This is a genomic window from Actinocorallia longicatena, from assembly GCF_039534125.1.
GTDB classification, from domain to species: Bacteria; Actinomycetota; Actinomycetes; order Streptosporangiales; family Streptosporangiaceae; genus Actinocorallia; species Actinocorallia longicatena.
The window spans coordinates 180,871-197,933 of record NZ_BAAAUV010000010.1 but is presented as its reverse complement, the minus strand read 5'-3'; the positions used below and the strand labels follow the sequence as shown (position 1 = coordinate 197,933).

At 70.4% G+C, this 17,063-nt stretch carries 19 protein-coding genes; 12 read left to right on the top strand and 7 right to left on the bottom strand.

Features of this window, described 5'->3' with window-relative positions:
- The first annotated feature begins 87 nt into the window (after window positions 1–87).
- The 5 genes from ABD785_RS21805 (at window position 88) to ABD785_RS21785 (ending at window position 4,144) form a co-directional block, all read left to right on the top strand.
- Window positions 88–495, top strand: coding sequence for a MarR family winged helix-turn-helix transcriptional regulator (locus ABD785_RS21805; protein WP_344831262.1), 408 nt, complete (start codon window positions 88–90; stop codon window positions 493–495).
- A gap of 191 nt (window positions 496–686) precedes the next feature.
- Window positions 687–1,256: a class I SAM-dependent methyltransferase gene (locus ABD785_RS21800; protein ID WP_344831260.1), complete on the top strand. Its 570-nt coding sequence runs from the start codon at window positions 687–689 to the stop codon at window positions 1,254–1,256.
- Between the two features lie 82 nt (window positions 1,257–1,338).
- On the top strand, window positions 1,339–1,842 hold the full coding sequence (locus tag ABD785_RS21795; RefSeq protein WP_344831258.1) for a SigE family RNA polymerase sigma factor: 504 nt from the start codon (window positions 1,339–1,341) through the stop codon (window positions 1,840–1,842).
- On the top strand, window positions 1,835–2,494 hold the full coding sequence (locus tag ABD785_RS21790; protein WP_344831256.1) for a hypothetical protein: 660 nt from the start codon (window positions 1,835–1,837) through the stop codon (window positions 2,492–2,494). The genes ABD785_RS21795 and ABD785_RS21790 overlap by 8 nt, the downstream gene beginning before the upstream one ends.
- Before the next feature lie 186 nt (window positions 2,495–2,680).
- Window positions 2,681–4,144 carry an ABC-F family ATP-binding cassette domain-containing protein gene (locus tag ABD785_RS21785; protein WP_344831255.1) on the top strand — a complete coding sequence of 488 codons (1,464 nt, stop codon included), beginning with the start codon at window positions 2,681–2,683 and terminating at the stop codon, window positions 4,142–4,144.
- On the opposite strand, the gene ABD785_RS21780 is transcribed toward ABD785_RS21785, so the two are convergent.
- Window positions 4,104–5,243, bottom strand: coding sequence for an AAA family ATPase (locus tag ABD785_RS21780; RefSeq protein WP_344831253.1), 1,140 nt, complete (start codon window positions 5,241–5,243; stop codon window positions 4,104–4,106). The genes ABD785_RS21785 and ABD785_RS21780 overlap by 41 nt on opposite strands.
- Entirely contained in the window at window positions 5,230–5,931 is a 702-nt protein-coding gene (locus ABD785_RS21775; protein WP_344831250.1) for an RNA ligase family protein, read from the bottom strand. The genes ABD785_RS21780 and ABD785_RS21775 overlap by 14 nt, the downstream gene beginning before the upstream one ends.
- A gap of 66 nt (window positions 5,932–5,997) precedes the next feature.
- On the opposite strand from ABD785_RS21775, the gene ABD785_RS21770 reads away from it, so the two are divergent.
- Complete coding sequence (locus tag ABD785_RS21770; RefSeq protein ID WP_344831247.1) at window positions 5,998–6,723, top strand: endonuclease/exonuclease/phosphatase family protein; 726 nt, start codon at window positions 5,998–6,000, stop codon at window positions 6,721–6,723.
- A 65-nt stretch (window positions 6,724–6,788) separates the two neighbouring features.
- Window positions 6,789–8,027 carry a VCBS repeat-containing protein gene (locus ABD785_RS21765; protein ID WP_344831244.1) on the top strand — a complete coding sequence of 413 codons (1,239 nt, stop codon included), beginning with the start codon at window positions 6,789–6,791 and terminating at the stop codon, window positions 8,025–8,027.
- A 29-nt stretch (window positions 8,028–8,056) separates the two neighbouring features.
- Here the strand turns inward: ABD785_RS21765 and ABD785_RS21760 are convergent, their stop codons facing one another.
- Window positions 8,057–8,944, bottom strand: a complete 888-nt coding sequence (locus ABD785_RS21760) for an alcohol dehydrogenase catalytic domain-containing protein (RefSeq protein ID WP_344831241.1) — start codon at window positions 8,942–8,944, stop codon at window positions 8,057–8,059.
- 104 nt (window positions 8,945–9,048) lie between these two features.
- On the opposite strand from ABD785_RS21760, the gene ABD785_RS21755 reads away from it, so the two are divergent.
- Complete coding sequence (locus ABD785_RS21755; protein WP_344831238.1) at window positions 9,049–9,462, top strand: winged helix-turn-helix transcriptional regulator; 414 nt, start codon at window positions 9,049–9,051, stop codon at window positions 9,460–9,462.
- Between the two features lies 1 nt (window position 9,463).
- On the opposite strand, the gene ybiA is transcribed toward ABD785_RS21755, so the two are convergent.
- Complete coding sequence (gene ybiA / locus ABD785_RS21750; protein WP_344831237.1) at window positions 9,464–10,012, bottom strand: riboflavin biosynthesis intermediates N-glycosidase; 549 nt, start codon at window positions 10,010–10,012, stop codon at window positions 9,464–9,466.
- 44 nt (window positions 10,013–10,056) lie between these two features.
- Entirely contained in the window at window positions 10,057–10,848 is a 792-nt protein-coding gene (locus ABD785_RS21745; protein ID WP_344831234.1) for a helix-turn-helix transcriptional regulator, read from the bottom strand.
- Between the two features lie 102 nt (window positions 10,849–10,950).
- On the opposite strand from ABD785_RS21745, the gene ABD785_RS21740 reads away from it, so the two are divergent.
- Window positions 10,951–11,775, top strand: a complete 825-nt coding sequence (locus ABD785_RS21740; protein ID WP_344831233.1) for an SDR family NAD(P)-dependent oxidoreductase — start codon at window positions 10,951–10,953, stop codon at window positions 11,773–11,775.
- Between the two features lie 9 nt (window positions 11,776–11,784).
- Here ABD785_RS21740 and ABD785_RS21735 read toward each other — a convergent pair whose 3' ends face one another.
- Together ABD785_RS21735 and ABD785_RS21730 are read right to left on the bottom strand one after the other, a co-directional pair.
- Window positions 11,785–12,444, bottom strand: a complete 660-nt coding sequence (locus tag ABD785_RS21735) for a hypothetical protein (protein WP_344831231.1) — start codon at window positions 12,442–12,444, stop codon at window positions 11,785–11,787.
- Between the two features lie 364 nt (window positions 12,445–12,808).
- Window positions 12,809–13,501: a PaaI family thioesterase gene (locus ABD785_RS21730; RefSeq protein WP_344831229.1), complete on the bottom strand. Its 693-nt coding sequence runs from the start codon at window positions 13,499–13,501 to the stop codon at window positions 12,809–12,811.
- A gap of 358 nt (window positions 13,502–13,859) precedes the next feature.
- On the opposite strand from ABD785_RS21730, the gene ABD785_RS21725 reads away from it, so the two are divergent.
- The 3 genes from ABD785_RS21725 to ABD785_RS21715 are packed head-to-tail and all read left to right on the top strand — an operon-like array spanning window position 13,860 to window position 17,018.
- Complete coding sequence (locus ABD785_RS21725) at window positions 13,860–14,990, top strand: J domain-containing protein (protein WP_344831227.1); 1,131 nt, start codon at window positions 13,860–13,862, stop codon at window positions 14,988–14,990.
- Window positions 14,991–15,036: 46 nt separating this feature from the next.
- Window positions 15,037–16,557, top strand: coding sequence for an Hsp70 family protein (locus ABD785_RS21720; protein WP_344831225.1), 1,521 nt, complete (start codon window positions 15,037–15,039; stop codon window positions 16,555–16,557).
- Window positions 16,557–17,018: a nucleotide exchange factor GrpE gene (locus ABD785_RS21715; RefSeq protein ID WP_344831222.1), complete on the top strand. Its 462-nt coding sequence runs from the start codon at window positions 16,557–16,559 to the stop codon at window positions 17,016–17,018. Before ABD785_RS21720 ends, ABD785_RS21715 begins: the two co-directional genes overlap by 1 nt.
- Window positions 17,019–17,063: the final 45 nt, after the last annotated feature.

Here is a 17,063-nt window from a genome sequence, read left to right as displayed (position 1 = left end):
TCTGACTACCTGTCTCTCAAAAATAGTCAGAACATCTGACCATCGTCAAGGAGTGCCGTGGCCGGCGAACCCTCTTTGGGCGTTCTGTTGTTCATCGCTTACCGGGCCATGGAGAACCGGGCGTTCGACGCCGTTGTGGCGGCGGGGCGCGACGACATCACCATGGCCCAGGCCAAGCTCCTCCAGCGCGTGAACGAGGAGGGTTCACGGCTGGGTGAGCTCGCCGAGAGCGCCCAGGTGACCAAGCAGACCGCGGGTTACCTCGTGGACCAGCTCGAAGCGGCGGGTTACGTCGAGCGCAGGCCGGACCCGAACGACGCCAGGGCGCGGCTGGTCTGCCTGACCGATCACGCCTGCTCGATCAGGCCGGTCGCGGACGCCGCGGTGGCGGAGGTCGAGGCCGAGTGGGCCGCTCACCTGGGCGGACGCCGGATGGCCCAGCTCCGCGAGGCTCTGGCCAGGCTGCGGGAGATCGCCGACCCCTCTGCGAAATGAGAGTTATTCGCGTTCAATTCGAGATAGGGAAGCTTTCTTTACATAAGGGAAATGACCGCCGGAAATGGCGCGGTCAGGCTCGGCGGGTTAAGGTCGTCAAGGTGCAGCCAGACCCCCCGCTGTGTGCGTCCGAAGAGCTTGAATTCGTCCGCACCAATACCCGACTGACCGCGGTTCCCTACTTGCCTGAGATGAGGCTTCATCAGGCGGATGACCCTTATGGGCTGTGGGAGCGCACCGAGGACACCGGACTGCCGTTCTGGGCGTTCGCCTGGACCGGCGGGATCGCGCTGGCCCGGCATGTGCTCGACAGGCCCGAGCTGGCCCGCGGGCGCAGGGTGCTCGACCTCGCCAGCGGCTCGGGGGTCGTGGCGATCGCCGCGGCGATGGCCGGCGCCACCGAGGTCGTCGCCTCGGAGGTCGACCCCTACGCCTCGGCCGCGGTCGGGGCCAACGCCGACGCCAACGGCGTGACGGTCACCGCGCTCTGCGAGGACCTGCTCGACCGCGACGACCTCGCCTTCGACCTGGTCCTGGCCGGGGACGTCTTCTACGACCGGCTGATGGCCCGGCGGACGGAGCCCTTCCTGCGCAGGATGGCCCGCCTCGGCGCCCAGGTGCTGGTCGGCGACCCCGGACGCCAATACCTCCCGCGGGCGGCGTTCCACGCCCTGGCCCGCTACGACGTGCCCGTCAGCCAGGCCATCGAGGACTCCAGGGTCAAGCGGACGACCGTCTGGCAGGTTCCGGCACCGGCCTGATCCGGACCCGCGTCCCGAAGTCGTCGGGAAGGCGTGCAACGCGCTAGCGTGACGCATCCGTCCGATATGTCAGGAGGCGCTGATGGCCGAGGAGGAGGCGTTCAGGCGGTTCGTCGCCGAACGCTCCGCCGGGCTGCTCCGGCTCGCCTATCTGCTCACCGCGGACCGGGCGGGAGCGGAGGATCTGGTGCAGAACGCACTGGTCAAGGCCTACCTCCGCTGGCGGAAGATCGAGACGAACCCGGAGGCCTACGTGCGGAGAGTGCTGGTGACGGTCGCGGCCGACGAGCGCCGCCGCGCCCACTACCGGCACGAGACGGCGGTCGACGTCCTGCCCGAGACCCGTGACGGCGCCGACCCCTACGCGGGCATCGACGGGAACGTCCGGCTCCGCGCCGCGCTCGCCTCCCTCCCGGCCCGCCAGCGGGCCGCCGTGGTGCTGCGGCACTGGGTCGGGCTCGAGGTCGCGGAGGTCGCCGAGCTGCTCGGCTGTTCGGCCGTGACGGTCCGCAGCCAGACGATGCGGGGACTGGAGAAGCTCAGGGAGGCTTACGGTGTTCCCGTAGAGGGGGACGCACATGGATGACAAGGAGCTGCTGAGCCTGCTGGCGGGGGACGCGCCGGAGCCCGCGGGGAACCTGGCCGACACCGTGGTCCGCACGGGTCGCAGGGTCCGCACCCGGCGGCGGCTGACGACCCTGGGCGGCGCGGCGGCGGTGCTGGTCGCGGCCGGGCTCGTCCTGCCGCAGCTCGCCGGATCGGGATCATCGGCGGACAAGTCGGCCGCGGCACCCGCCGCGGCGAGCGCCGAGCAGGAGAAGAACCTGGCGGACGCCCCGGCGAAGCGCGTCCCCGGCGCCGCTCCCACGCTGTCCGGTGACGGCACCCTGGCCATGCCCGCCGATCCCCGGGTCGCCGTCTACGCCGCGGCGCTCGCCACGACCTCCGGCGACCTCTTCCTCGTCGACGCCACCACACCCGGGCTCGACAAGGAGTTCCGGTCGGCCCTCAAGGCCGCCCTGCCCGGCCGCAGGATCCACTTCGCGAGCGCCAGGACGCAGACGACCAGCGGCTCCAAGGACGCCGCCAAGACGACCGGCGCCGCGATCATCACCCTCGGCGAGGCCACCGTGACGGGCGACACCGCGAGCGTCCTGCTGGGACGCGAGGGCGCGGCCACCGCGCCGATCACCCTGACCTGGGCCGACGGCGCCTGGACGGTCGAACCGGCACCTTAGGGCCTGAAAAGGCGTTGACGCCCCGCGTAACGTGTTCTGTGCAGGAGCCGTCATCGTGAGGAGCAGTCCGTTGGACATCTGAGGTGCGTCCGTGAATCCACGACCATCCTCCGGAGGTGTCCTTTGGCGTATTCGACGACTCTCATTTCCACCGGCCTCGGCCATGCGTGGCCCGACGGCACACCCGTGTTCGACGGGCTCGACCTCGTCCTCGGCTGTGGCCGCACGGGCCTGATCGGCCTCAACGGGTCCGGTAAATCCACTCTGCTGCGCGTTCTCGCCGGTGATCTCGAACCGGCTTCGGGGAGCGTGACGGCGTCCGGTGCCATCGGCTACCTGCCGCAGCGGCTGCCCGGCGGGAAGGTCGAAGATCTTCTCGGTATCGCCGGGACCAGGCGCGCGCTGGCGGCCGTCGAGGCGGGTGACGTCACCGACGCCCATCTCGCTGCCATCGGCACCGGGTGGGACCTCGAGGCGCGCGCCCGCGCCCACCTCGACCGTCTCGGCCTGGAACGGCTCGAGTTCGACCGGCCCGTCACGGCCATGTCGGGAGGCGAGGCGGTGCTGACCGCCCTCGCCGGGGTCCTGCTCGGCGATCCGGACATCCTGCTGCTCGACGAGCCCACCAACAACCTCGACCGGGCCGCCCGGCAGTGCCTGTACGAGGTCGTCGAGGGCTGGGAGGGCGTTCTCGTCGCGGTCAGCCACGACCGGGAGCTCCTCGGTCTCGTCGACCAGATCGCCGAGCTCAGGGACGGTGCGATCACCCTGTACGGCGGCGACTTCACGGCGTATGAGGAGATCGTCGCCGCCGGGCAGGAGACGGCCCGGCGGCTGGTGCGCCACGCCGAGCAGGACGTCCGCCGCCAGACCCGCGAGCTCACCGAGGCCCGGACCAAGCTCGACCGCAGGCTCCGCTTCGGCCAGAAGAAGTTCGACACCAAGCGCGAGCCGAAGGTGATCATGAACGCGCGCAGGAGGGAGGCGCAGGTCTCGGCCGGCAAGTACCGCAACCTGCACACCGGAAGGCTCGAGGGCGCGCACGACCGGCTGAGGGAGGCGGAGGAGGAGATCCGCGCCGACGCGCTCATCCGGGTGGACCTGCCCGAGACCCGGGTCCCGGCCGGGAAGACCGTCCTCGAACTGGCCGGGCTCGAGTTGCGCGGGCCCGAACGCGTCGCGCTCACGGGACCGAACGGCTCGGGCAAGTCCACCCTGCTGAGGAGGATGGTGCCCGCGGCGCTCGTCCCGGTCGGCTTCCTTCCCCAGCGCCTCGACATCCTCGACGAGGAGCTGAGCGTCCTGGACAACCTGCGGGCCGTCGCGCCGCTGGGCCGGATCAACGCCCTGCGCGCCCGGCTGGCCCGTTTCCACTTCCGGGGAGACCGGGCCGACCGGATCGTCGCCACCCTCTCGGGCGGCGAGCGTTTCCGGGCGGTGCTGGCCACGCTGCTGTCGGCCGATCCGGCACCGCAGCTCCTGCTGCTCGACGAGCCCACCAACAACCTGGACCTGGGCTCGTTGCGTCAGCTGGAATCGGCGATCAACGCCTTCGAGGGCGCCCTGGTCGTGGCGGGCCACGACGAGCCTTTCCTCGAGGCGATCGGCATCACCCGCCGGATCGAGCTGCCCCCCGCGACAGCCAGGTGACGGTGTGACCCTCGGTCGGATCGGGCAGCTCCCATCTGGCGGCGAGCCGTTCGATCACCGCGTCCGGGACCGGTGAGGGCCTGCCCCGGTTGCTCGCGCGCAGCAACCGGGGCGGGGCCTCCAGAGCGACGATGTCGACCCTGCCCCGGTAGCCGGCGACCAGCGCGGTGCAGTGCTCGCGCAGCTGGCGGGAGGTGTTGGTGGCGTTCCAGACGAACGACCGGCCGGCGCGCAGATGCTCGCGGGCCTCGGAGTAGGCCGCCGCGGCCACCGCCCGCTGGTCCCCGGACGGCCTGACGCCCAGCTGTGCGCGGATCCGGTCGAGGCTCACCACGGGGAGCCCCGGCCGGTTGGCGGAGATCCAGGTGTCCTTGCCGGAGCCCGGCAGCCCGGACATGACGGTCGCCGTCAGCCGGGTGTCGTCGTAGGCGTCGTAGTCGGGGTCGCGGCCGGGCGTGCGGAAGTACCAGAACCTGGCGTGGTCGGAGGGGAACGGGCGCGGCCCGTCCAGGCAGCGCTGCTCGGCGCAGTACTCCTCGTACAGGGCGATGTTCTCCAGCACCTCGGGCAGGTCGCCGCAGATCCGGCCGAGGATGTCGGCCTTGGCGAGGATCACCAGATCGTCGTTGCGGGCGAGCAGCGACACCCGGAACGCGATCCGCTGGAGGTCGGGACGCTCCAGCGCCCAGAACGGCACCTGGTGGTGGCGGACCAGCGCCGCCACGTGTTCCCGCCACTCCGGCGGCGCCTCCAGCTCCCACAGGATCCGGCGGACCATGAGGTCGCCCCTGCGGGAGTGGCCGTGCGCGGTGATCCGGCCGTCGATGTGCTGGGTGCAGTACGGCTTGGCGACGTCGTGCATGAGCACCGTGGCGAACAGCCGGACCCGCTCGTCCTCGGGCCTGGCGCGCCACTCCGGCAACGCGGCCAGGGCCTCGCACGCCATCCGGGTGTGGATCTCGGCGTCGCCCTCGGCGTGGTGGACGGGGTCCTGCTCGACGCCGGTGAGGGCGCGGACCCAGCCGAAGGCCTCGCGGATCTCGGGCCAGGGGACGTCCCAGTGCGGCGGGGCGGGACACAGCCCACTAAAGATCTTCATACATCACCGCCGGGTCGGCGAGGCCGTTCGGTTCGATCGGCCGGTCGGCCCAGTGCGAGCCGGAGTCGAGGATCTCGGTGAGGAAGCTGGAGCGCACCCACTTGAACCGTCCGACGGTCTCCCGTCCGTCCTCGACCTTGACGTACAGCCCCTCCGCCGGTTCGGACGAATACAGGGACCTGCCGAGGAGGGCCGTCAGAGCGTCCAGGGAGGGCAGGGGCCCCTCGTGCAGAACGGGCACCGGCGTGACGGGCAGCCCGTCCAGCAGCTCCCGCCGCGCCGCCGTGGACAGGAAGACCCCCTCCTCCCGGTCGTACACGTCGAACTCGCAGAAGTAGTGGGGAAGGGCGTCGTACCGGACGGTGTGCCGGGCGTACAGCCACTCCCCGTACATCACGTGACGCTCCCCGAGCACAGGCCACAGCCGGTGCCGGACGGCCGACGCCCACGCTTTCAGCGGCGCGAACTGCCGCTCCCGCGGGCCACCCGTCAGGTAGTGCCCCCGCGACTGGAGCAGCAGTTCCCCGTCCGGGCCGAAGCTGATGCCGCAGTTGGCGCCGTCGAGCTTCTCCTCGACCACGAGGAACCGCCCCGCGATCTCCCGGAACGGCGCGGCCGCGAGATCCTCGTCTCCCGGCTGGAGCCGCGACCCCCGCAGATGCCGCGTCCGCGGATACTTGAGCAGCATGGGACCAGTTCTACCGACCGGCGTCCGGCCCGTCGAACGAATATCGCCCGATAGACTCCCGATCTCGTGCGCGTGCTGACGTTGAACATCTGGGGCCGCCGGGGCCCGTACGAAGCCAGGACCGGCCTGATCCGGGCGGAACTCGCCCGGCTCGCCCCGGACGTCATCGGGCTCCAGGAGGTCTGGCGGGAGAACGGCGTCACCCAGGCCGAGACCCTGGCCGACGGCCTTCACGGCGTCTTCGCCCCCGCGCTCCGCCTCGACGGCGCCGACTACGGCAACGCCCTGCTGAGCCGCCATCCGATCACGGACGCCGAGACGATCCCCCTCCCGAACGACCCGGGCGCCGAACCCCGAGTCCTGCTCCACGCCTCGATCGCCACCCCGGACGGCCCGCTGCCGTTCTTCGTGACCCACCTCCACTACTCCCCGGGCGAGGCAACCCTGCGAGCACGCCAGGCCGAGTTCGTGGCCGAGACCGTCGCCGAACGCACCTCAGGAGGCCCCGCGGTCCTGGTCGGCGACTTCAACGCGCCCCCGGGAAGCCCCGAGATCGCCTCCGTCCTCTCCCACGGCCTCACCGACGCCTGGCCGTCCTCGGGCGACGGCACCCCGGGCCACACCTACTGCGAGACCAACGCCTTCGCCCGCGCCTCGGGAGAGCCGTCGGTCCGCATCGACTACGTCTTCACCTCCGCACTCACCCCGGCCCGGACCGAGCTGGCCTTCACCACCCCGTCCGGCGGCGTCTGGCCCTCCGACCACTACGGCGTCCTCGCCACCTTCTCCTGACCGGCGGTCCGAACTTTTCTCCTGATCCGTGCGTCTCACGGGGATCAAGATCGATGGGAGATTTCATGATCAGGATTCTGGCCGCGACCGTTCTCACGGTGACGCTCGTCCCCGCGCTCCCCGCACAGGCCTCGTCGGCGCGCAAGGCTCCGGCCAAGGCCTGGGACCTCGACGGGGACGGGCGCCGTGATGTCGTGGTCACCGGCTTCACGAAGGAGGGCCGCGACGCCGTCCGGCTGCGCGTCGAGTACACCCGGACGAAGAAGAGGACCACGCTCGTCCGGACGTCCCCGATCCTGAAGAAGATCTTCCGCAACGACCTGATGCCCTGGGGCCAGCCGGTCTCGGCCGACTTCGACCGCGACGGCTACGCCGACCTCGCCTGGGCCTTCGGCGAGGCGGGCGGTGCCTACCGGCCGTTCGTCCTGTACGGGGGCGCGAAGGGCCTGACCGGCAAGAGCGCCCTGCTGCCGTTCTTCGACGGCAACGGCACGAAGACCCCGCTGCGGACCGGCGACTTCAACGGCGACCGCAGGACCGACCTGGCGGTGACCGACAAGACGAGCGCGGTGACGTTCTCGTTCAGCGGCCGCAAGGCCAAGATCCGTGCGCAGCGGTTCCCGGCCGCCTACCCCGAGCCGGAGGGCTTCAGCACCGGCGACTTCAACGGCGACGGGTACGGCGACCTCATCGTCTCCGACGACCAGAGATGGATGATCTCCCTCGGGACGCCCAAGGGCATCGGCCCCGTCAGGGAGATCACCGGCCCCGCGCCGCGCGACCTGTCGATCCGGCACAACTCCGCCGCGGGCGACTTCGACGGAGACGGCTACGACGACCTGGTCGTGGAGTACCTCACCGACGCGGGCACCGACGACCCCGAACTGGTCGTCGCCTTCGGCGGCCCCGCCACCCCCTTCACCCGTGTCCAGCGGTTCTCCGAGTCGACCCTCACCGGCGCACAGAAGGCGAACTGGTTCGGCTTCTCCCTCGCCGTGGGCGACGTCAACGGCGACGGGCGCTCCGATCTGGCCGTCGGCGACCGCACCAGGGTCTTCGTCCTGTACGGGAGCAAGAAGGGCCTGAACCTCAGGAGCTTCCAGACCTTCTCCGCCTCCACCCGGGGCCTGCCGCATCCGAAACCGCTCCGGCCCGGCTTCGGCGAACAGCTCCGCCTGACCGACATCACCGGCGACGGCCGTCCTGACCTGCACATCGCCTACGCCGCCCACCGCAAGTGGATCGTCCTGCGCACCGTCAAGCGCCGGGTGTCCCCGGTCAAGCCCCGGGTCTTCACCCCCTGACGCCTCGTCGGCGCCGACGAGGCGCGTGGCTAGGGGAGGAGCAGCCAGCGGCCGTCGGAGCCCGGGGCGGCCAGTGCGGCCGTGTAGAGGCCGGCGGCTTCGGACAGGGGCCTGGTGGCGGCGATCCGGACGGGCGCCAGGCCGTCGGCGGCCAGAGCGAGGAGCCCGGCGAGCGATTGACCGTCGGGCTTGGTCAGGACGGCGGTGGCGATGATCCCCCGTTCGGTCTCGAGCGGGCGGCCCGGCTTGAAGCCGATGTAGCGGCCGCCGTCGCGGACCGCGGCGAGGGCGGTCCCCTGAAGGTCGGCGGCGTCGATGACCGCGTCGTAGGAGCCCGGGGGAGGGTCCGCGGGCGTCGCCACGGCGCCCGCCGCCAGGGCGAGGTGCTCGGTGCCGGGCCTGACGAGGGCGTCCACGGTCCAGCCGTCGCGGGTGCCGAGGGAGACCGCCCAGCCGCCGACGCCGCCCGCGCCCCCGGTGACGAGCAGGCTGCCGCGCTCGTCGCCGAGCAGGTCGAGCGCCTGGCGTGCCGCGAGCGCGCTGAGGGTCACGGCCGCGGCCCCCTCCAGGGCGAGTCCCTCGGGGACGGCGGCGAGCGCGTCGACCGGCACGACGACCTCGCTGGCGTGGGCCCTCGATTTCGAGGTCACGCCGCCGTGCAGGCCCGCGACCCGGTCGCCCGCCGCGAATTCCTTCACGTCATCGCCCGTCTCGATGACGGTGCCGGCGAAGTCGAAGCCCAGCCCGACGACGTCGGGGAGGCCGAGCAGGCCGTGGTCGGCGGCCGCCACCGCGTCGTAGAGGGTGAATCCGGCCGCGGCGACCGTGACCCGGACCTCGCCCGGTGAGAGGAGCGGCGGGTCGATCCGCTCGACGCGCGGAGTCGGATCGCCGGAACGGGAGATGAGGGCGTACATCGAAAGGCTCCTTCGGTGGAGAGGGTTGCCCTCCCACTCTCGGCGACCTACTCTCCCTTGGGAAGAAGGCACCTGTAAGTGCGGTAAGTACCTGAAGGTGAGCCATGGGGACGACCGGATCCGTCGAAGCACCGTTGAGCGGGGAGGGCCGGCCGCCCGGCCGCTATGACGCCTTCCAGCAGGGCTGCCCCAGCCGACGGCTGATCGAGACCCTCGGTGACAAGTGGGCCAGTCTCGTCATCGTCGCCCTGGGCCTGCGCGGACCACTGCGCTACAGCGAGCTGGCCGCGCAGATCGCCGGGGTGAGCCAGAAGATGCTCACCCAGACCGTGCGCGGCCTCGAGCGCGACGGCCTCCTCACCAGGACGGTCACCCCGTCGGTGCCGGTCCGCGTCGACTACGAGCTGACGCCGCTCGGCCGCTCCCTCCTGGAGGTGCTGGCCCACCTCAAGGAGTGGGCCGAGGAGCACATGGCCGAGATCGAGACCGCACGCGCGGCGCACGACGCGGCCCGCTGACTCAGCCCGCGACCCTGATCCTCGCGCGGGCCTCCATCAGGGCGAACCCGAGAAGGTTGAGGCCGTCCCACCGCGACGGGCGCGCGGCCCGCTCGTCGCGGGCGGCCAGCCCGATGCCCCAGATGCGGTCGACCGGGCTGGCCTCGACGAGGACGCGTTCCCCGGTCCCGAGCAGATAGGAGCGCAGCCCGGGATCGCTCCCGAACTTCGCGACGTTGCCCCGCACGACGATCTCGAAGCGCTCGGCGTCCCAGACCGCCCCGTCGAAGGGCCGGACCCCGCGACCGAGCTTCTTGGCGTCCTGCGGATGCCCGGCGGCCAGGACCAGTTCCTCGGTGGCGGCGTCGCCGAACAGCCGAGCCTTGCCCGCCATCATGTAGTGCTCGGCGCTCCGGTACGTGACGCCCTCCTCCTCGAAGTCGCGCTGGAACCACTGGCTGAGCACATGCTGACCCCCGGCCACAGGCTCATGCCCCCAGAAGTACACGAACTTCATCGCGGCACCCTGGGCCTCGAGCCGACGGACGTCTTCGACACTGCGCGGTTCCATGACGGCCACCCTAGCCAGGGTGAATCGTCCGGCCCACCGGGTTTTCAGCGGGGCTGCCAGAGCAGGGCGAGGCGGGTGCGGGTGGGGGCTCCGGTCTCGGCCAGGGCGCGGGTGAGGTGTTTCTTGACGGTGTCGACGCCGATGAAGAGACGGTCGGCGATCTGGCGGTTGGTCAGGCCCTGCGCGGCGAGGTCGGCGACCTCCCATTCGCGGGGGGTGAGCCGCCAGGAGGAGCGGGCCGCCGTGCGCTCGCGATGGCGTTCGAGCTGGTCGGCGACCAGCGGGGTCAGGTGCCGCCGCAGGGCGCGGAGGGCGGCCAGGTCGCGTTCGGGCACACGCGGCATGTCCCGCACGGCGATGCCGACGTAGAGGACGCCCGCGGGGCCGGCGTCGATGACCAGGGCGGCCTTGTCGGTGATGCCGTGCGGCCGCAGGAACCGGTCCAGATAGTCCTGGGACGGCTCTAGGTCGGTCATGGTCACCACGCCCGCGGCCAGCAGCGCCTCCTGGCCGCGCTCGGTGCGGAACGGGTCGGCGGCGGCCCAGCCCGCGGCCTCGTACTCCTCGAGGAACTCCGCGGAGTATCCGCCCTGGACGCCGCAGCCGCCCGCGACGGCGTCGGCGAGCGTGTCGCCGTGCAGGACGGCGACCCCGGTGTAACCGAACCAGGACTGCAACGCCCGCAGCAGGCACTCCCTGAACATCGGCAGGTCGATCGCCCGGTCGACGGACTCGATCACGCCGAACAGCCGCCGGTAGTCCTCGGGGGACAGCGGCTCACCCTCCGGCAGGGGACGGGGCGGGCGCACCCGCCCGGCGAACGCGTCGGCTGCCAAGGACCTTCCACCTTCGTGCCATACCCCGGCCGGGCGCCGGGCGGAAACATTGCGGTCAGCGCCACGGTACCGATGCCGGGCGCACGGCCGGAAGGACCCTTCATGAGCACCGCACCGCGACGCTGGCTGATCACCGGGGCGAACAGCGGCTTCGGCGCCACGTTCACCCGGGCCGCCCTCGCGGCGGGCGACGAGGTCGTCGCCGCCGTCCGCCGCCCGGATGGCATGAGGGAACTGGTGGCAGAGCATCCGGACCGCGTGACGGTCATCGAGCTGGACGTCCGGGATCCGGCCGCCTGCGAACGGGCGGTGAAGGCCGCCGGACGGATCGACGTCCTGGTCAACAACGCGGGATTCGGGATCGTCGGCGCCGTCGAGGAGACCACGGAGGAGGAGCTCCGCGACACCATGGACGTCATGTTCTTCGGCCCCGTCCGGCTGACCCGGCTGGTGCTGCCCCAGATGCGGGAGCGGCGGTCCGGTGCGATCGTCCAGGTGAGCAGCATGGGCGGAATGCTGGCCTTCGCCGGAGTCGGCGCTTACTGTGCCGCGAAGGGGGCGCTGGAGCAGGCCAGCGAGGCCCTCGCCGCCGAGGTGGCCCCCTTCGGCATCGACGTTCTGATCGTCGAGCCGGGAGCGTTCCGCACCTCCTTCGCCGGCGGCGCGCTGCGCCAGACGGCGGCCCTCCCCGCCTACGCCGGCAGCGTCGGCCCCCTCCGCACGGACCTCCCCGCCTCCGACGGCGCCCAGCCGGGAGACCCCGACCGCGCCGCCGAAGCGGTCCTGACGGCCCTCTCCCTCCCGAAGGTCCCCCTCAGGCTGGCCCTCGGCGCCGACGCCGTCACCGCCATCCGCGCCAAACTCGCCACCGTCACCGCCGACCTCGACACCACCACTGCCCTCTCCCTCTCCACCGCCCACCCCTGACGGCGCCCTTCACGTGAACCAGGGGTCTTCGGGAAAGGAACTGCTCAGGCGGTCGCGGATCTCTTCCCGGACCCGGGTCCGGCTCTCCCGGACGATCGGTGCCAGGCAATGCTCACGAACCGCCGGGTGGCGTGAGGCGTCCGGGCACATGAGGACGGTGATCACACGGACGGGCCAGATCAGCGCCTGAGGATCGAATCCCCCCGAAGCGGCGATCAGACCTTCCAGGAGATACCGCCAGGTGGCGTGGGAGGCGATTCCCATCAGTTCGCCGTGGTCCAGGCCCTCGGGCATGGGCGGGCTGTCGCGCGTCAGGAGGGCTCTCTCCACGGTGGAAGCGACGATGTTCCTGAACTGCTCGTATCGGCCCAGCGCGAAGGCGAACTGGGCCAGCAGCTCGCACCAGAAATGTGAAGCCCCGGCCCAGGCCTGGAACTCCCGCATCCCCTGCGGCCCGAGTTCCCTTTCGAGCCCTCGGAGTACGAGCCCGAGGTCGGGCAGTTCGGCCTCATCCTCGAACGCGCGCCGATCGGCCGTCCTGGCCTGTCTGAGCAGGACCCGATCGTGATGGAGCCATTGGACGACGGACGCTCTCGCACAGCCGATCGCGGCCTGTCTCTCGTTCATCCCCGCGGGCGGCCGCCGCCAGTCCTCGTCCCGCTCCGCCACATAGGTCAGAACCTCCCCGCTGGACCTGCCGGCGAGCTCGAATCCCCCTTGGCATCCGTGTCTCGCACCGCCGCACTCGCACGCGCACCCGGGACCTTGAGCCCGGGCGCAGGCGACGTTGTGCGCCACACGTCCCTCCCCGGCCCACGAGAACGAAATCTGGTCCAGATGCACATCAGTAAACATCCGGTCCAGGGGGCAGACATGAGGCACCTGACACGGTCGCCGACGATCCCGAACGGCGTGACCGCCGACCGCGTACGGTTACCCTTTCCCGTCTCTCAAGTTGATCATTGTGCGAGCCCGGGCAAGATGTCCTGCTCTTCCACCACCAGCATCCCGACAACCTCGGTGGCCTTCGGGGTCAGCCCTCGGTGGGGGCCTCTTCCCGGTCCTCTTCGGGCGGCATCATGTACTGGGGCGTGATGAACAGGGCGGTCGCCTCGATCGTGACCGTGCCGTCGGGGGTGGTGATGCGGCCGTCGGCCCAGCTCTTCCTGCCTTCGCGCCGGGTGAAGCCGGCCTCGAGGGTGAGGGGGGTCCGGAGCGGGGTCGGCATGCGGTAGCGCAGTTCCAGGCCCGCGGTGAAGCCGGGGGTCCCCGACGCGGCGGAGGCCATGCCGAGGAGCTGATCGAAGATCGCGGCGCTGATCCCGCCGTGGACGAAGCCGGGCGGGCCCTCGTAGGAGTCGCCGAGGGTGAAGGTCGAACGGAGGGTGCGGTCCGGCAGCACCTCGAACAGGATCGGCGGGGCCACGGGGTTGATCGCCCCGACCACGGGATTGCCGAGCTGGCGCTCCATCCCCTGCGTGTCCAGGCCACTGTCCGGGGCGTCGCCCATCGGAGCGGCGGCGAAGCGCCGGGCGGCGAGGCGGTCCTTCATCGCGCGGACCTGGTCGGCCACCTCCTCGATCTCGGCTTCGGCCACATCGGTCAGCACGGCGGCCTCGATGAGGGCGCGCACCTCGTCGGCGAGCCGGGCGCGCACGGCGACCTGCGCCTCGCTGAGGAACGGTCGATCGGGTGATTTGACGGACAGGGGAGACGCAGTCGTCATCGAAGCCTCTTCATGGGTGCCAGATTCCTAGAATCGAATTCTAGTGATCCGCCGGACCTCGCATCTACAGCACCCCCCGGCACGGACCGGTACGGCCGTCTCATGGGCCATTCGCGGCCACGGGAGTCGAATTAACCGGATTCCGGAGCGCCAATGTGATATTGGGTATGGCGTGTCGGCTGAAATGTTTTCTTAGCCCGATATTTTGTGTATGGTGCGCTCACGCAGTCATACCCGGAATTCCGGGATGGCCAGGAGCCGCGTCGGAGCGATGTCCTGGTTCGCGGAAGGTTGAGGCGCCCAAGGGGGTTCGAATATGGAGGTCCGCGCTTTTGAGCGGGATGGGCTCGGTGACTGAATGGACGATTATTATGCGCTCCTGAAGGTCGACCGTAATGCGTCCCGGCAGGAGATCGAGAAGCGGATCAAGGAAGAACTGCTCACCTGGATGAAGCGGACCAGGTTGCTCGATCTGAGTAAGAAGCAGGAGGCCGAGCGCAAGGTCAAGCAGCTCAGCGACGCCCGGGAGATCCTTCTCGATGACGCTCGCCGGGCCGATTACGATCGGCGGCTCGCGACGGCGCCGCCGACCCGGCAGCCGGTCGATCCGACGTCCGGAATGGGCGACTGGCTGGACCAGGCCAAGCGCGCCCTCGCGATCAACGACTATTACACGGCCGGTTACGCCGCGCGTGAGGCCAGGCAGTACCACGGTGATTCCGCCGAGGTGTGGGCCATCCTGGCCCGTGCCAACGCCGGGCTCGGCAACTTCGGGGACGCCGTGGTCGAGGCCCAGCGGGCGGTCGCCCTGGAACCCGGCAACGCCGACAACCTGTTCACCCTGGCCACCATCTTCGAGGAACTGGGCAACTTCGGGGGCGCGGTGCAGTGCTACGAGCAGGCGATCCAGCTCACGCCGCATGAGGACATGCCGAAGATCGGCCTGGGTTCGGCGCTGCTGCGAGCCGGAGACGCCAACCGGGCCCTGCACGTCCTGGAGGCCGTGTTCGCGGAGGCCAACGACAGGGCGCTCGCCGGCGACTACCTGGGGATGGCGCTGGCGGAGGTCGCCGAAAGGGTGCCGAGGGTCCAGAACGGCCAGTCGTACGTCATCACGAGCCCCGTCGAGATCACGCAGATGCAGTCCCTGCTGCATCGCGGGCTCCAGGTCGCGATGGACCCCGAGGTTCGGTCCGGGCTCGGCCGGGCGCTCGCCTACGTCGAAAGCTGCGGGCGGTACCAGTTCATGTGGCAGCGCGTTCTGTCGGGCGGCTGCCTGTCGCTGTTCCTGATCGGCGGCGCGTTCTTCGGCGGTCTCATAGCACTGAGCGGGCTGGCGGCCGGTTCGGTCGGGGCTTTCCTGTTCTTCGGCCTTGTCTCTGCGGGATGCTCCTTCGCGCTCTACAAGTTCGCGTTCGTCCCGCAATGGAAGGTCAATGCCCAGGCCTCCCATAGTCAGGTGACCTACACCGGTCCGCCCGGTTGGTGATGGTCCGTCCACGATATGGCGAGAAAACGCAGAGAAAGGCGGAACGATGGCACCCACCATCGGTATTGATCTCGGCACCACGTACTCGGTGGCGGCTTTTGTCCGCGCCGGCCGGCCGGTGATCCTCCCGAATGCCGAAGGCCACACGCTGACCCCCTCGGTGGTGCTGCTCCAGGACGAGACCGAGGTGCTGGTCGGCACCGACGCCAAGAACTCGGCCGCCGAGGCCCCTGACGACTGCGCGCAGTTCGCCAAGCGAGGCATGGGCGACCCGAGCTGGCGGTTCTTCGACTCACGTGGTGTTCAGCACACGCCGGAGCAGCTCTCGGCGATGATCCTGCGCAAGGTGGCCGGTGACGCGGGACTCGAACTCGGCGAGACCGTCACGGACGTAGTGATCACCGTCCCGGCGTACTTCGGAGACCCCCAGCGGCAGGCGACCAAGGACGCGGCCAGGATCGCCGGCCTCAATGTGGTCCGCCTGATCAACGAGCCGACCGCGGCGGCCATCGCCTACGGGGTCGAGCACGGGGAGAACGGGACGTACCTGGTGTTCGATCTCGGCGGCGGGACGTTCGACGTCACGATCCTGCGGGTGGCCGACACGGACTTCCAGGTCGTCGGGACCGACGGCGATCGCAACCTCGGCGGCTACGACTTCGACAACGCGCTGTGCGAACACGTGGTCAGGCTCGTCGCGGAGGCGGGAGGCCCGGACATCTCCGAGGACCCCGCTCTGCTGGCCCCGCTCCGCGAGAAGTGCGAGCTGGCCAAGCGCAAGCTGTCGACTCTCGGCCAGACCAAGATCCCGGTGGGGGTCGGTGGCGGCCGGGCGATGTCCATCGAGGTGACCCGCGCCGACTTCGAGTCGATCACCCGGCCGCTTCTGGGACGGACCGAGCTGATCACCGACGCCGTGCTCGACGACGCCGGTATGACCTGGGCGCAGATCGACCGCATTCTGCTGGTCGGCGGCTCGACCCGGATGCCGATGGTCCGTGAGCTGATCGAGCGGATGTCCGGAAGGGCACCCGAGATCGGGATCAATCCGGACGAGGCGGTGGCGCTCGGCGCGGCCATCCTGGCCGACCAGGAGGTCTCGACCATGACCGGGAAGCTGCCGGAGCTGGACAAGGTGGTGTCGATCAAGGACGTCACCTCGCAGGGCCTCGGCACCTCGGCGCTCGACAACGCCACCAACCGTATGTACAACGCGATCATGATCCCGCCCAACACCAAGATCCCCGCGCGGGTCGAGGAGACCTTCTACACGGTCGTGCCGAACCAGCGGCGGCTGCTCGTCGACATCACCGAGGGCAACGACGAGGATCCCGAGTTCGTGACCAAACTCCTCGAAAGAGAGCTGCCGTTGCCGGCGGGCCTGCCGGACCGCGCGCCGCTGCGGCACATCATGTCCTTCGACATCGACGGGCTGGTCCATCTGGAGATCTTCGACGAGACCAACGGCAAGCACCTCGGCGAGGTGGAACTCGACCGGCCGTCCAACCTGGGCGAGCACAAGGTCGAGGAGATGCGGGTCGCCATGCGCAGAGTCGAGGTCGGCTGATGACCGAGGGACCCCCCGAGATCGCCCTGTCCGACGTCCACCAGGAGCTCATCGAGCTGAAGGACCTCTTCCGCCGCAGGCTGCTCGAGGACCGGGACAAGAAGCGGCTGATCGACCAGCTCCAGGACAAGCTCGCCGACCAGGGACCGTTCCGGGAGTACCTTCAGCCGGTCGTGCACCAGCTCGCCCTGCTCATCGACCGGATCGACGGCTACGAGGGACCGGACGCCGAGTTCGCCACCTCGGTCCGCGACGAGCTGCTGGAGACCCTCCTCGGCCACGGAGTCCAGCAGGTGCCCACGGACATCCTCTTCCACCCCGGCTGCCATGAGATGGTCGCCGCGGAACCCAGCGAAGAGCTCCCGCACCACACGATCACCCTGGTCCGCGGTCGTGGCTTCGCCCACGGCAGCTGGGTGTTCCGCCCGGCCCGGGTCGTGGTCAGCGTCGTCCCCGGCTGAGGTGACGACGTTCCTGGGCCCGGTGGTCCAAGGCTTCCGCGGGTC

Excerpts from the sequence above, each read along its gene's own strand:
- ABD785_RS21800 (WP_344831260.1), top strand. The coding sequence starts at position 687 with ATGAGGCTTCATCAGGCGGATGACCCTTATGGGCTGTGGGAGCGCACC.
- ABD785_RS21795 (WP_344831258.1), top strand. The coding sequence starts at position 1,339 with ATGGCCGAGGAGGAGGCGTTCAGGCGGTTCGTCGCCGAACGCTCCGCC.
- ABD785_RS21790 (WP_344831256.1), top strand. The coding sequence starts at position 1,835 with ATGGATGACAAGGAGCTGCTGAGCCTGCTGGCGGGGGACGCGCCGGAG.
- ABD785_RS21780 (WP_344831253.1), bottom strand. The coding sequence starts at position 5,243 with ATGAAGATCTTTAGTGGGCTGTGTCCCGCCCCGCCGCACTGGGACGTC.
- ABD785_RS21775 (WP_344831250.1), bottom strand. The coding sequence starts at position 5,931 with ATGCTGCTCAAGTATCCGCGGACGCGGCATCTGCGGGGGTCGCGGCTC.
- ABD785_RS21765 (WP_344831244.1), top strand. The coding sequence starts at position 6,789 with ATGATCAGGATTCTGGCCGCGACCGTTCTCACGGTGACGCTCGTCCCC.
- ABD785_RS21760 (WP_344831241.1), bottom strand. The coding sequence starts at position 8,944 with ATGTACGCCCTCATCTCCCGTTCCGGCGATCCGACTCCGCGCGTCGAG.
- ABD785_RS21755 (WP_344831238.1), top strand. The coding sequence starts at position 9,049 with ATGGGGACGACCGGATCCGTCGAAGCACCGTTGAGCGGGGAGGGCCGG.
- ybiA (WP_344831237.1), bottom strand. The coding sequence starts at position 10,012 with ATGGAACCGCGCAGTGTCGAAGACGTCCGTCGGCTCGAGGCCCAGGGT.
- ABD785_RS21740 (WP_344831233.1), top strand. The coding sequence starts at position 10,951 with ATGAGCACCGCACCGCGACGCTGGCTGATCACCGGGGCGAACAGCGGC.
- ABD785_RS21730 (WP_344831229.1), bottom strand. The coding sequence starts at position 13,501 with ATGACGACTGCGTCTCCCCTGTCCGTCAAATCACCCGATCGACCGTTC.
- ABD785_RS21725 (WP_344831227.1), top strand. The coding sequence starts at position 13,860 with ATGGACGATTATTATGCGCTCCTGAAGGTCGACCGTAATGCGTCCCGG.
- ABD785_RS21720 (WP_344831225.1), top strand. The coding sequence starts at position 15,037 with ATGGCACCCACCATCGGTATTGATCTCGGCACCACGTACTCGGTGGCG.
- ABD785_RS21715 (WP_344831222.1), top strand. The coding sequence starts at position 16,557 with ATGACCGAGGGACCCCCCGAGATCGCCCTGTCCGACGTCCACCAGGAG.